This is a genomic window from Pseudomonas sp. LB3P58 (assembly GCF_054897895.1).
In genome coordinates, this window is record NZ_JBUBVE010000001.1 from 5,313,874 (window position 1) to 5,327,540 (window position 13,667).

Consider the following 13,667-nt stretch of genomic DNA (forward strand, 5'->3'; position numbering starts at 1 on the left):
GGCTGGGGTGAGGGGGTAGCTTTTGATCTTTGCGTGCGAAGCAAATATCAAATGCCCATCCCTGTATTTTTCCACACACCCCAAACCCCGACACTGCGCTCCATCAATCAATCCACCGGAGTTGCAGCCATGCCCATTGCCTTGCTCGCGCTGACCCTCAGCGCCTTCGCCATCGGGACGACCGAATTCGTCATCGTTGGCCTGTTACCCACCATCGGCGCCGACCTCGGCGTCAGCCTGCCATCCGCCGGCCTGCTGGTCAGTCTCTACGCATTGGGCGTTGCCATTGGCGCCCCGGTGCTGACCGCCCTCACCGGCAAAGTCCCGCGCAAAATGCTGCTGTTGTCGCTGATGGTGCTGTTCACCCTCGGCAACCTGCTGGCCTGGAAAGCGCCAAGCTACGAATCGCTGATCATTGCGCGGATCGTAACCGGCCTGGCCCACGGGGTGTTTTTCTCGATTGGCTCGACCATCGCCACCAGCCTCGTGCCAAAGGAAAAAGCCGCCAGCGCGATCGCGATCATGTTCACCGGCCTGACCGTGGCACTGGTCACCGGCGTGCCACTGGGGACGTTCATTGGTCAGCACTTCGGCTGGCGCGAAACCTTCCTCGCGGTGTCTGCGCTGGGTGTGATCGCGTTCATCGGCAGCCTGCTTTACGTGCCGAAAAACATTGCCCACAGCAAACCGGCTTCACTGTTGCAGCAATTGCAGGTGCTTAAGCAGCCGCGTCTGTTGCTGGTGTACGCCATGACCGCGGTCGGTTACGGCGGCTCGTTCATTGCGTTCACCTTCCTGGCACCGATTCTTCAGGACATTTCCGGTTTCAGCGCCAGCACGGTCAGCCTGGTGCTGCTGGTTTACGGCATCTCGGTGGCCGTCGGTAACATCTGGGGCGGCAAACTGGCGGACAAACGCGGCCCGATCAGCGCCCTGAAAATCATCTTCGCCCTGCTCGCGGCCGTGTTGTTCGTACTGACTTTCACCGCCGGCAATCCATGGTTGGCCCTGGCCACCGTACTGGTCTGGGGCGCGGTTGCGTTCGGCAACGTGCCGGGCCTGCAAGTGTATGTGGTGCGTCAGGCCGAACATCACACGCCGCATGCGGTGGACGTGGCGTCGGGCCTGAACACCGCCGCGTTCAACCTCGGCATCGCCGGTGGCGCGTGGGGCGGTGGCTTGATCGTTGCTCACATGGGCTTGATTCACACCGCATGGATCGGTGGGCTGGTGGTGTTGGTCGCGTTGGCGCTGACCGCGTGGAGCGGTCGTCTTGATCGCTTGGGTCCGGTGTATGCAGAGAGCACGACCCAGGTTGTGGCCGGTCACTAAACCCTGTGGGAGCGAGTCTGCTCGCGAAGGCGGCAGCACATCCAGCATCGATGTGACTGACACACCGCATTCGCGAGCAAGCTCGCTCCCACATTTGATTTGTGTGGGTCTGTTAAGCATTGACCGTCCGTAGTCCCGTCGAAACTTTCTCGCCCGCCCCGCAGTCATCAAAAGACAGGGGCAGTCCGAGGACCATTAGACGGGAGGCGACATGGCGGCGATCCACATCGGTATTTCAGGCTGGCGCTACACGCCCTGGCGGGGGGATTTTTACCCAACGGGGCTGACCCACAAGCGCGAATTGCAATTCGCCTCACGGGCGGTCAACAGCATCGAAATCAATGGATCGTTTTACGCCCTGCAACGGCCCGAACGTTATGCCCAGTGGTACGCCGAAACCCCGAGGGGTTTCGTTTTCAGCGTCAAAGCCCCGCGCTTTATCACCCACATCAGGCGACTGCGGGACGTCCATAAACCCTTGGCGAATTTCTTTGCGTCCGGGGTTCTGGAACTCAAAGAAAAACTCGGCCCGATCCTCTGGCAATTTCCGCCCAATTTCAAATTCGATGCCAAGCTGTTCGAAACCTTTCTGGAGCAATTGCCGCACAACACCGAAGAGGCCGCCGCCCTCGCCCGCCAGCATGATTCGCACGTGAACGGTCACGCCAGCATGAAGGCCTACGGAAAAAAGCCGTTGCGCCATGCCGTAGAAGTCAGAAACGAGAGCTTCATCGACCCCGCCTTCATCCGCCTGCTCAAACGCCACAATGCGGCGCTGGTGATCGCCGACACCGCCGGTAAATGGCCGTACCGGGAAGACCTCACCAGCGACTTCGTTTACCTGCGCCTGCACGGTGCCGAAGAACTCTATGCCAGCGGTTACACCCCCGAGACGCTGAAACGCTGGGGTGACCGGATCGAGGCCTGGTACCACGGCCAGCAACCGCCCGACCCGCAGCTGATCGCACCCCGGCAAAAGCCCAAGGCGCGCAAGTCCCGTGAGGTGTTTTGCTACTTCGACAACGACATCAAAGTCCGCGCGCCCTTCGATGCCCGCCGCTTGCTGGAGCGTTTTCATCTGGATAAAGACCTTGCCACCCGTCCTGGTGAACCGGCCGCCGAAGGAGTGCTGTCATGAGCATTTCCGAACCGGTCGGCACCACCGACGAACAGCAACCCATCATCACCTCCGTGCGCCGCTTTACCGTGCTGACGGTCAACACGCACAAGGGCTTCACCGCGTTCAACCGGCGTTTCATCCTGCCTGAATTGCGCGAAGCAGTGCGCAGCGTGTCCGCCGACGTGGTGTTTTTGCAGGAAGTCCACGGCACCCACGAGCATCACCCCCAGCGCTACAGCAATTGGCCGGCGATGCCGCAATACGAATTCCTCGCCGACACCCTGTGGCCGCAGTTCGCCTATGGGCGCAACGCGGTCTATCCGGCGGGCGATCACGGCAACGCGCTGCTGTCGAAATTCCAGATCATTCGCCACGACAACCTCGACGTCTCCATCAGCGGTCACGAGAATCGCGGCATCCTGCATTGCGTGCTGCGCCTGCCCGGTGACGGCCAGGAAGTGCATGCCATTTGCGTGCATCTGGGCCTTCGCGAAACCCACCGGACCGAACAACTCAAGTTGCTGGCCCAGCGCCTCGAAGAACTGCCCAGCGATGCCCCGGTGATCGTTGCCGGTGACTTCAACGACTGGCGTCAGCGTGCCGACGCGCTGCTCAAACCCAGTGGTTTACGGGAGGTTTTCGCCGAACTCCACGGCAAACCGGCGCGCAGTTTTCCGGCGCGTTTGCCAGCGCTGCGCCTTGACCGCATCTACGTGCGAAACCTCAAGGCCAGTCAGCCGCAAGTGTTGGCCGCGCGGCCCTGGTCACACCTTTCCGACCATGCGCCGCTGTCGGTGGAGATCGAGCTATGAGCAGCCCGTCGATGGAAAAAACCCATGTGGAGCACTTATCCACAACCCCGCCGGTCCGTGAGCCGGGCGTGGTCGACGTCGAATATGGCTGGCAAGGCAACAACCGCGTAGAGCTGCTGGAAAATGGTGAAGATTATTTCCCTCGGGTGTTCGAAGCCATGCGTCAGGCCAAGACTGAAATCCTGCTGGAAACCTTCATTGTGTTCGAGGACAAAGTCGGCAATGAGCTGCAGGAAGTCCTGATCGCCGCCGCTCAACGCGGCGTGCGGATCACCGCCAGCCTCGATGGCTTTGGCTGCGGTGAACTGGGCACGGGATACCTCTCCGCCCTGAGCGAGGCCGGCGTGCGCATCCAGATTTTCGACCCGGCGCCCAAACTTCTGGGCATCCGCACCAACTGGTTCCGCCGCCTGCACCGCAAGATCGTGGTGGTCGACGGCACGATTGCGTTCATCGGCGGTATCAACTTTTCTGCCGACCATTTGGCTGACTTCGGCCCTGAGGCCAAGCAGGATTATTCCGTTGAAGTGCAAGGCCCGGCGGTGGCCGACATCCATCACTTCGCACTGCTGCAATGCGGTCGCCCGGCTCGCGCCAAATACTGGTGGCAACGACGCAGGCAAAGGCGCTCGGAGCTGGCATTCACCGATCATGACGGCCAGGTTCGCCTGGTGTACCGCGACAATGGCGAGCATCCGACCGACATCGAAGAGGTTTACCGACAGGTGCTGCGCAGTGCCCAGCGCCGGGTTGTGATCGCCAATGCCTACTTCTTTCCGGGCTATCGCCTGCTGCGCGAGATCCGCAACGCGGCGCGCCGAGGCGTCGATGTGCGGCTGATCCTGCAAGGTCAGCCCGATATGCTGGCGGCCAAACTCGCCGCGCGCATGACCTATGACTACCTGCTCAAATCCGGCGTGCAGATTTACGAATATTGCGACCGTCCGCTGCACGGCAAAGTCGCGCTGGTGGATGAGGATTGGAGCACGGTCGGTTCGAGCAACCTCGACCCGTTGAGCCTGTCCTTGAACCTGGAAGCCAATGTGTTGATCCGCGATCGCGCCTTCAACCGCGACCTGTTCGAGCGCCTCGAAGACCTGAGTAACAACCATTGCAAGGTCATGTCCGCAGACAAGTCCCCGCGCGGGCGGGTCTGGCACATGACCGTCGGCTTTCTGGTGTTTCACTTTCTGCGGCACTTCCCGGCCTGGGCCGGTTGGCTGCCGGCGCACAAGCCGCGCCTGAAACCTTTTTCCCATTCCGCCGGGAGTGACACCTGATGAGCCACTCTGATACACAACCGGCGACCCACGCCGACAACCCGACCAAATCCCGCTGGAGCCGCTGGAAACGGCCGCTGACAATGCTGTTTTTCCTGGCGCTGATCGTGCTGTTCACGATGCTTGCCCAGCGCATCGAATGGGATGAAGTGTTCGACAACCTCGCCGATTTCAAGGTGCGCACGCTGATCATCGCGTCCACTCTGACCTTGCTGAGTTTTCTGGTTTACGCCTGCTTCGACCTGATCGGTCGCACCTACATTCGCCAGGAGCTGACGTGGAAGCAGATCCTGCCGGTGGGGATTATCAGCTATGCCTTCAACCTCAATCTGAGTGCCTGGGTCGGCGGCATTGCCATGCGTTATCGGCTGTATTCGCGACTCGGGGTGAGCAAGGGCAATATCGCGAAAATTCTCGGGTTGAGCCTGGCAACCAACTGGTTCGGTTACATGGTGATTGCCGGTGCGGTGTTCAGCAGCGGGCTGGTGCGAATGCCGCCAGGCTGGAAGCTGAGCAGCGACGCCTTGCAAGGTGTGGGCGTGTTGTTGCTGCTGGTGAGCGCGGGGTACCTGGCAGCGTGTCAGTTCTCCAAGCGACGGGAGTGGGCGATACGCGGGGTGGAAATCGACCTGCCGTCCCTGCGCATGGCAGTGCTGCAACTGGCTCTCGGGGCGCTGAACTGGTCGCTGATGGCGGCGGTGATTTTCACTTTGCTGCCGAGCAAGCTGGACTATCCGCTGGTGCTTGGGGTGTTGTTGATCAGCGCGATTGCCGGGGTCATCACGCACATCCCCGCCGGGCTCGGCGTGCTTGAAGCGGTGTTCGTGGCGCTGCTGCAACATGAAGTGTCCCGAGGCAGCCTGGTGGCCGGATTGCTGGCCTATCGGGCGATCTATTTCATCTTGCCGCTACTGATTACCCTGGTGATGTACCTGATCGTGGAAGCCAAGGCCAAGTCGTTGCGGATCGAGAAGAAACCTAAGCATTAACAGCCGATGTTTTTACGATGACTGAATAATGCTCAACCGCTCGCCCACCACCATCTCGGTGATCCAGCCCACCAGGATCGAGGTGTATGCCTGTTGCGAAACAGACTCGCTCAAGGCGTGATCGGCGCCGTCGATAATCCGGTGGGTCAGCGAGTGGGTCTGCTGACACGCAGCGCGGTAACTCATGATGGTTGAGTGGGGCACATAGTCGTCGGTCTCGGACTCCACAAGCAGCACATCCCCGGTAAATTGCGAACAGGCATGCAGCGCACGATTGCTGTCCGCGCGGACTAACGTGCGGCGGTAATCACGTAAATCGAGCTTATCCAGATCACGTTTGGGCGTGTGCCATTGATCATCGCGATACAGGGCCGGCACCCGCAGCGCCAGCCAGCGCACCGGACGCAATGACGTCAGGATCGAGGCCAGGTAACCGCCATAACTGGTGCCGACCACAGCAATCGCCGATGTATCGAGCGCCGGGTGCGCGAGCAAGCGGTCATACGCTGCCAGCAGGTCGCGCAGGTTGTCTTCGCGCGTCACTCGACTCAGCGCAATACCGGCCCCGCCGGTATGTCCCCGCAAGTCGAACGTCAAGCACACGCAACCCAGACCGGCGATGCCTTTCGCCCGCTCCAGGTCCCGCTCCTGACTCCCGCCCCAACCGTGCACAAAGAGCACGCCGGGCACTTTCGATTTTGGACTGAGAAAGGTCCCGATCATCTGTTCATCGTCGATGTCGATTTGAATGGTTTCGCTTCTAGCCGTCATAGGATTTAACCGTTACGTACTTGAGAAGAAAGTCACTGTTTTGCGCCGGCCCGCGATACACCTCGATGGCATCCGCCGGCAGCGGCTGGTCGATGTAGGTCTCGACTGACGACACGCGAATCGCGCGCATCCCGGGGTCGTTGACGAAGCTTTGCAAGGCGGCGACTTCGGCGCTGCTGGCACCGCCCATCCGCCAGGACTGCTCGAGTACTCCGCTGCGCTGCTTGCCATTACTGTCGACACCTTGGGCGATGTCGTAGTTGCGCCGCGAGGCGTAGAAACCGGGATAAGCCTCATCCGCGGCACGGTCGAACACTTGCGCCTGCCGGATCGCCAGCTGAACATCGTCCGGCAGTTCCAGTTCGAGCAGATCGTCGTAATCACCCTGCACGACCAGCAGGTTGGACCCTCCATAAACCTGCTCGCCCTGACCGTCTTTGGTCAAGTATTGATCACCGCAATAACTCAGCACCGTGTCGCCGATAAAACTCTGACCGACGCTGTGGGTGATCACGTGGTCCAGGTCCTGCTCCAGCACCACGCCTTCGCTGAACAGCGCTTTGGCCTCGGGTCTGGCGAGGATGGCATCGAACTGGTCGAGGCTTTTGATCACTTCCTGACCGCGTCCGGCGCAGGCATGAATAGGCTTGATGCGGATCGGGCCGCTGTAGAGCAGATGCTCCGCCGCAGGACGCGCATCGTCCATGGAAAAAACACTGAGGCCGTCGAGCACCACGCTGCGTACACGTTCGGAAAACAACGGTGACCAGCCTTCCGGAGCGTGAGCATTTTTGTTACGCAACCCGTGACTGATGGCTTTGGTGCAGATGAAATCATGGTCGACGTAACCGCCCCACAAATCCTCAGGCCCCTTGACGCCCAATTGACGGGCGGCAGCGACGCCCACAAGCGTCTGGGTCGGCAACAGATACAGGTCTCGACCGTTGTGCAGTTCCGGGTCGTAATTGCCGCCGTATTTAAGCCCCAGGATCTGTGCCAGCCAACGGGCCAGCGCACGATTGGTTTCCACTTCGTGCAACGGAGCCTCGGGGCGCACGGAGTGGGCGACCACCAGTTTCTTGCGGTTTGTTGGGGTCATGCGTCCCCCTTCAATCTGCGCGTGATGAATGTAGTTGAAAGGGTGCAGAGATCAGGCCAAGGAGGGCCAAAGACAAACGTTTTTCAAATCAGACAGTTGCGAAAAGCATGATGGCACCCTGCCTGTTTGATTCTGCACGACAGCCTTCAAGATTCCGGCATTTTGCACGATTCAAGCCTTACACTGACCCAATGTGGGAGTGAGGCTTCTACCGGGTTGCCGCAGTCGGTGTCACTCCAAACCGTGTCCGGTAATCACTCGGCGCCAACCCGGTAATCTTCTTGAACGTCGCCCGAAAGGCACTCGGATCCTGATAACCCACCGTCCAGGCGATGTGATCGATGGTGCCGTTGGTGAACTCGAGCATTTCCCGGGCCTTGCCGACCCGCAGATGCTGGCAGTACTCGGTGGGTTTAAGCCCGGTTGCGGCGCGAAATCGACGCAGGAACGTGCGTTCTTCCAGCCCTGCCCGCTCGGCCATCGTCGGCAGTGACACATCGGTCGCTCCGGTGCTCTGCAGCCAATGCTGGACCTTGAGAATCGAGGCGTCACCATGGCTGAGAATGGGTGAAAAATTGCTGCCGCATTCACTCGCGCTGTCGCTGTGTTCCACCACCAGAAATCGCGCGGTACTGGTGGCGATGCTTGGCCCCAGCAGGCGATTGACCAGGCGCAAGCCCAGTTCGGACCAGGCCATCAGCCCGGCGGTCGTAATCAGGTCGCCGTCGTCAACGATGGGTGTATCGGCCTTGAGCTTGATCGCCGGATAACGCTCGGCGAAGGCTTTGGCCGAGGTCCAGTGGGTGGTGGCGCTGCGACCGTCGAGCAGGCCACTTTCGGCCAACAGAATCGACCCCACACAAACCCCGCCGAGTGTCGCGCCATTCGCATGTTGCTGACGCAGCCAGCGAAACAGCGCCTGCGGTGCCTGACCTTCGGAAAAACCGGCAATCGACGGCGGGATCAACACCGCCACCAACGCACCGTCCGCAGCGGGATGACTGTCGTAGACCCGCTCGGGCGCCTGATCGCCATCAACCTGCCAATGGCTGACCCGCAGCAACGGCAACTGCGCCGCCTGATGCTCGGCGGCAATCCGGTTCGCCACCCCGAACAAGTCCGTCAACCCATGCACCGCCGCCATCTGCGCACCGGGATAGATCAGCACGCCCAACTCGGTGATTGGCCTTTCTGCGTCCATTGTCAGTTTTCCCCCTTCTATTGTCGGTGCGGCCAATCCTCGGACGGCCTGCCAGACCCAATACTTCATTCCACACCAACAAGCACTTCGAGGAAACAGTCATGGCCAAGCAAGCACTCATCGTAGTCGATATCCAAAATGACTACTTCCCCCAAGGCAAGTGGCCGCTGGTCGGCGCCGATGCCGCGGCGGACAATGCCGTTCGTCTGCTCAAAGCCTTCCGCGATGCCGGTGATTCGGTGGTGCACATCCGCCACGAATTCACCTCCGACGAAGCCCCTTTCTTCACCCCGGGTTCGGAAGGCGCGAAGCTGCACCCCAAAGTCCTGAATCGCGCCGATGAGCCTGTGGTGCTCAAGCATTTCGTCAACTCGTTCCGTGAAACACAACTGAAATCGATCCTCGACGAACAAGGCATCAAGGAGCTCGTGGTCGTCGGCAGCATGAGCCACATGTGTGTCGATGGCATCACCCGCGCCGCCGCGGACTTTGGCTACAGCGTTACCGTGATTCACGACGCCTGCGCTACCCGTGATCTGGAGTTCAACGGCGTCACCGTTCCGGCAGCCCACGTTCATGCCGCCTTCATGTCGGCCCTGGGCTTCGCCTATGCAAGCGTGGTGTCCACTGACGAGTTCCTGGCGGCGCATCACTGACCAACGCTTCTGCCTCGGGTGCTGCAATCCGACGCTCCCGAAACAAAGAAGGCCAGTCGCGTGCGCACATGACTGGCCTTTTTTCTGAGACTTACGGCCGAAAAGCCGGATAATGGCGGCCAAATCGTCTAGCCGTTATTCTGGTAATCCCCCATGGAAATCAAGGTCAACTTTCTCGACAACCTTCGACTTGAAGCCAAGTTCGACGACTTCACGGTGGTGGCCGATCAACCTATCCGCTACAAGGGCGATGGCTCGGCACCGGGTCCGTTCGACTACTTCCTGGCTTCGTCGGCGCTGTGTGCGGCTTATTTCGTGAAGCTGTACTGCGACACTCGCAGTATTCCCACCGAAAACATCCGCCTGTCGCAGAACAACATTGTTGATCCGGAAAACCGCTACAACCAGATTTTCAAGATCCAGGTCGAGCTACCAGCGGACATCTCCGACAAGGACCGCCAGGGCATCCTGCGTTCCATCGACCGTTGCACCGTGAAAAAAGTGGTGCAAGCCGGGCCTGAGTTTGTGATCGAAGAAGTGGAAAACCTCGACGCCGATGCCCAGGCGTTGCTGATGCCTGCGTCTAATTCAGAGGCGCACACCTATATCGCGGGCAAGGATCTGCCGCTGGAGCAGACCATCGCCAACATGTCGGCCATTCTGGCGGACCTGGGCATGAAGATTGAAATCGCCTCGTGGCGCAATATCGTTCCCAACGTGTGGTCGCTGCATATCCGCGATGCGCACTCGCCGATGTGTTTTACCAACGGCAAGGGCGTAACCAAGGAAGGCGCGCTGGCGTCGGCGTTGGGCGAGTTTATCGAGCGACTCAACTGCAACTTCTTCTACAACGATCAGTTCTGGGGCGAAGAGATCGCCAACGCGCCGTTTGTGCATTACCCGGACGAACGCTGGTTCAAGCCTGGCCGTAAAGATGAACTGCCGGCCGAAATCCTCGACGCGTACTGCCTGAAGATTTACAACCGCGACGGCGAGTTGCGTGGTTCCCACCTGATCGACACCAACTCGGGCAATGAAGAGCGCGGCATCTGCTCGCTGCCATACGTGCGCCAGTCGGACGGCGAAGTGGTGTATTTCCCGTCCAACCTGATTGAAAACCTGTTCCTGAGCAACGGCATGAGTGCCGGCAACACGCTGGCCGAAGCCCAGGTGCAATGCCTGTCGGAGATCTTCGAGCGTGCGGTAAAACGCGAAATCATCGAAGGTGAATTTGCACTGCCGGATGTGCCCGCCGATGTGCTGGCGAAGTACCCCGGGATACTGGCCGGTATTCAGGCGCTGGAAGAGCAAGGGTTCCCCGTATTGGTGAAGGATGCATCCCTGGGCGGTGAATTCCCGGTGATGTGCGTCACGTTGATGAACCCGCGTACCGGCGGTGTGTTCGCCTCGTTCGGCGCGCACCCGAGCCTGGAAGTGGCGCTGGAGCGCAGCCTGACCGAACTGCTCCAGGGCCGCAGCTTCGAAGGCCTCAACGACTTGCCCCAGCCGACGTTTGAAGGCCATGCGGTGACCGAGCCGAATAACTTCGTCGAGCACTTCATCGATTCCAGCGGCGTGGTGTCGTGGCGCTTCTTCAGCTCCAGGTCCGATTACGAATTCGTGGAGTGGGACTTCTCCGGCCAGGGTGAAAACTCGAATGCCGAAGAAGCCGCGACCTTGTTCGGCATTCTCGAAGGCATGGGCAAGGAAGTGTACATGGCGGTCTACGAGCATATCGGCGCGACGGCATGCCGCATCCTGGTGCCGGACTATTCGGAAATCTATCCCGTGGACGACCTGATCTGGGATAACACCAACAAAGCGCTTTTCTTCCGCGCCGATATCCTGAACCTGCATCGCCTGGACGACGACGAACTGCAAGCGCTGGTTGAGCGCCTGGTGGAAAGTGAGCTGGATGACTACACCGACATCACCTCCCTGATCGGCATCGAATTTGACGACAATACGGCCTGGGGTCAGCTGACGATCCTGGAGTTGAAGCTGCTGATTTATCTCGCCTTGCAGCAATTTGAAGAGGCGAAAGAGGCAGTGGAGATGTTCCTGCAGTACAACGACAACACGGTTGAGCGCGGCTTGTTCTACCAAGCCGTCAACGCGGTGCTGGAGATGAAACTGGACGAAGACCTGGAGCTGGAAGACTACGAGGCCAATTTCCGCCGGATGTTTGGCAACGAACGAATGGATGCAGTGATCGGCTCGGTCGATGGCAGCGTGCGCTTCCATGGTTTGACGCCGACCAGCATCAAACTGGAAGGGCTCGATAGACACCTGCGCCTGATCGACAGCTACAAAAAACTGCACATGGCGCGGGCCAACGTGACGACGTTATCCAGTTAATAGCGCCCACAAAAAAGCGAAGCCAGATGGCTTCGCTTTTTTATTACTGACTGGATCGCAGCTTTTTAGAACGGGATATCGTCATCAAAGCTGTCGAAATCCGGAGCCGGTTGCGGAGCAGCCTGCTGTGGAGCCGGAGCCTGACGCGACTGTTGCGGTGCCGACTGCTGTGGACGCGGAGCCTGTTGGCGTGGGGCCGGGGCGGACTGCTGGTAGTTATTGCCCCCGCCTTGTTGGTCGCCCTGTTGTGGACGGCCGCCCAGCAGTTGCATGGTGCCTTGCATGTCGACCACGATTTCAGTGGTGTAACGCTTGATACCGTCTTTTTCCCACTCGCGGGTCTGCAGCTTGCCTTCGATGTAGACCTGCGAACCTTTACGCAGGTACTCGCCGGCGATCTCGGCAACTTTGCCGAACATCGACACACGGTGCCATTCGGTCTTCTCGACCTTCTGACCGGTTTGCTTGTCGGTCCACTGTTCGCTGGTCGCCAGACTCAGGTTGGTCACGGCGTTACCGTTAGGCAAGTAGCGAACTTCGGGATCCTGGCCGCAAGTGCCGACCAATATGACTTTGTTAACCCCACGGGCCATAACGTTCTCCTAGGCTACGCACGCTGCCTCGGCCGGGTTGTTCACCAGGCGCTCAAGGGTCGTGCGATCCAATAGTTCTGTGTCCAATTTGATGTAAATCGCCGCTTCATCAGCAACGATCACCGCATCTGTTACCCCTACGACGGCCTTCAGGCGCTCAACCAGACCCGCTTCGCGGATCGCCTCGGGCGACAACGGCAAGCGCAGGCTCGTCACGTAGGGTGGTTCGCGCATGGTAACAGCAAAGGCCAGCCAGAGGGCAGCCAGACCGGCGCATCCAAGGAACACAACCGACAGACCGCCATGCTGGAACAACCAGCCGCCGAGGATCCCGCCCAGTGCCGAACCGAGGAACTGACTGGTGGAATAAACCCCCATCGCCGTGCCTTTGCCGCCTGCTGGTGAAACCTTGCTGATCAGCGATGGTAGAGAAGCTTCCAGCAAGTTGAACGCAGTGAAGAACACCACCGTCCCGATCACCAGAGCTCGCAAGCTATCGCCGAACTGCCAGAAGAATAGCTCAGTGAGCATCAGCGTCGCGACGGCGCCGAGTAAAACTCGTTTCATTTTGCGTTTCTTCTCGCCGTAGATAATGAACGGGATCATGGCGAAGAAGGAAATCAGCAACGCGGTCAGGTAGACCCACCAGTGCTGCTCTTTAGGCAACCCGGCTTTTTCGACCAGCGCCAAAGGCAACGCAACGAAGCTCGACATCAACATCGCGTGCAACACAAAAATACCCAGGTCCAGACGCAGCAGGTCTGGATGCTTGAGCGTCGGTATCAGCGCCTGGCGCGCAACGCCGGATTCGCGGTGCTGCAACGGCCCGGTCGAACGCGGCACCATGAACATCACGATCACGATGCCGAACAATGCCATGCCGCCCGTGGCGAGGAACAACCCGGACAGGCCGAAGGCGCGGGTCAGCAACGGTCCTACAACCATCGCGACAGCGAACGACAGACCGATCGTCATGCCGATCATGGCCATGGCTTTGGTCCGATGCTGTTCACGGGTCAAGTCTGACAGCAACGCCATCACCGCCGCGGAAATCGCCCCGGCGCCTTGCAGGATCCGTCCGGCGATCACGCCCCAGATCGAGTCGGCATTGGCCGCCAGCACGCTACCGAGGGCGAAGACGATCAGCCCCAGGTAAATCACCGGACGACGGCCGATACGGTCGGAAATAAAGCCGAAGGGAATTTGAAAGATCGCCTGGGTCAGGCCGTAAGCGCCAATCGCCAGCCCGATAAGGGCCGGGGTCGCTCCTGCCAGATCCATCCCATAGGTCGCCAGTACCGGCAACACCATGAACATGCCAAGCATACGGAAGGCGAACACCAGGGCCAGACCGCTTGCTGCGCGGGTCTCGCTGCCACTCATGCGTTCGCTGTGGGGATCGTGCATGGAAAAACCTCATGTGAACCGGCGGCGATTCTACCAGTCCCATCGATTG

At 59.7% G+C, this 13,667-nt stretch carries 12 protein-coding genes; 7 read left to right on the plus strand and 5 right to left on the minus strand.

Translation table 11 applies throughout. The features are described from left to right. Nucleotides 1-129: 129 nt before the first annotated feature. The 5 genes from ACYZTZ_RS24770 (at nucleotide 130) to ACYZTZ_RS24790 (ending at nucleotide 5,533) form a co-directional block, all read left to right on the plus strand. Nucleotides 130-1,332 (plus strand): MFS transporter, encoded by a 1,203-nt coding sequence (locus tag ACYZTZ_RS24770; RefSeq protein ID WP_461999992.1) that lies wholly within the window; start codon nucleotides 130-132, stop codon nucleotides 1,330-1,332. 211 nt (nucleotides 1,333-1,543) lie between these two features. After that, nucleotides 1,544-2,470: a DUF72 domain-containing protein gene (locus ACYZTZ_RS24775; RefSeq protein WP_461999993.1), complete on the plus strand. Its 927-nt coding sequence runs from the start codon at nucleotides 1,544-1,546 to the stop codon at nucleotides 2,468-2,470. Then, entirely contained in the window at nucleotides 2,467-3,264 is a 798-nt protein-coding gene (locus tag ACYZTZ_RS24780; RefSeq protein ID WP_461999994.1) for an endonuclease/exonuclease/phosphatase family protein, read from the plus strand. The genes ACYZTZ_RS24775 and ACYZTZ_RS24780 overlap by 4 nt, the downstream gene beginning before the upstream one ends. After that, nucleotides 3,261-4,544 (plus strand): cardiolipin synthase ClsB, encoded by a 1,284-nt coding sequence (gene clsB / locus ACYZTZ_RS24785; protein WP_461999995.1) that lies wholly within the window; start codon nucleotides 3,261-3,263, stop codon nucleotides 4,542-4,544. Before ACYZTZ_RS24780 ends, clsB begins: the two co-directional genes overlap by 4 nt. Continuing rightward, a complete protein-coding gene (locus ACYZTZ_RS24790; protein ID WP_461999996.1) occupies nucleotides 4,544-5,533 on the plus strand; it encodes a lysylphosphatidylglycerol synthase domain-containing protein in 990 nt (329 codons plus the stop codon). Before clsB ends, ACYZTZ_RS24790 begins: the two co-directional genes overlap by 1 nt. A gap of 12 nt (nucleotides 5,534-5,545) precedes the next feature. Here ACYZTZ_RS24790 and ACYZTZ_RS24795 read toward each other — a convergent pair whose 3' ends face one another. The 3 genes from ACYZTZ_RS24795 to ACYZTZ_RS24805 form a co-directional block, all read right to left on the minus strand. Further along, entirely contained in the window at nucleotides 5,546-6,304 is a 759-nt protein-coding gene (locus tag ACYZTZ_RS24795; protein WP_461999997.1) for an alpha/beta hydrolase family protein, read from the minus strand. Continuing rightward, nucleotides 6,294-7,403: a DUF3182 family protein gene (locus ACYZTZ_RS24800; protein WP_461999998.1), complete on the minus strand. Its 1,110-nt coding sequence runs from the start codon at nucleotides 7,401-7,403 to the stop codon at nucleotides 6,294-6,296. Before ACYZTZ_RS24800 ends, ACYZTZ_RS24795 begins: the two co-directional genes overlap by 11 nt. A gap of 208 nt (nucleotides 7,404-7,611) precedes the next feature. After that, complete coding sequence (locus ACYZTZ_RS24805) at nucleotides 7,612-8,604, minus strand: GlxA family transcriptional regulator (RefSeq protein WP_461999999.1); 993 nt, start codon at nucleotides 8,602-8,604, stop codon at nucleotides 7,612-7,614. Between the two features lie 101 nt (nucleotides 8,605-8,705). On the opposite strand from ACYZTZ_RS24805, the gene ACYZTZ_RS24810 reads away from it, so the two are divergent. Together ACYZTZ_RS24810 and ACYZTZ_RS24815 are read left to right on the plus strand one after the other, a co-directional pair. Then, nucleotides 8,706-9,260: a cysteine hydrolase family protein gene (locus ACYZTZ_RS24810; RefSeq protein ID WP_462000000.1), complete on the plus strand. Its 555-nt coding sequence runs from the start codon at nucleotides 8,706-8,708 to the stop codon at nucleotides 9,258-9,260. A 153-nt stretch (nucleotides 9,261-9,413) separates the two neighbouring features. Then, nucleotides 9,414-11,618 (plus strand): OsmC domain/YcaO domain-containing protein, encoded by a 2,205-nt coding sequence (locus ACYZTZ_RS24815; RefSeq protein ID WP_462000001.1) that lies wholly within the window; start codon nucleotides 9,414-9,416, stop codon nucleotides 11,616-11,618. A gap of 65 nt (nucleotides 11,619-11,683) precedes the next feature. On the opposite strand, the gene ACYZTZ_RS24820 is transcribed toward ACYZTZ_RS24815, so the two are convergent. After that, nucleotides 11,684-12,211 carry a single-stranded DNA-binding protein gene (locus ACYZTZ_RS24820; RefSeq protein WP_016969466.1) on the minus strand — a complete coding sequence of 176 codons (528 nt, stop codon included), beginning with the start codon at nucleotides 12,209-12,211 and terminating at the stop codon, nucleotides 11,684-11,686. A 9-nt stretch (nucleotides 12,212-12,220) separates the two neighbouring features. Further along, entirely contained in the window at nucleotides 12,221-13,618 is a 1,398-nt protein-coding gene (locus tag ACYZTZ_RS24825) for an MFS transporter (protein ID WP_033059461.1), read from the minus strand. Nucleotides 13,619-13,667: the final 49 nt, after the last annotated feature.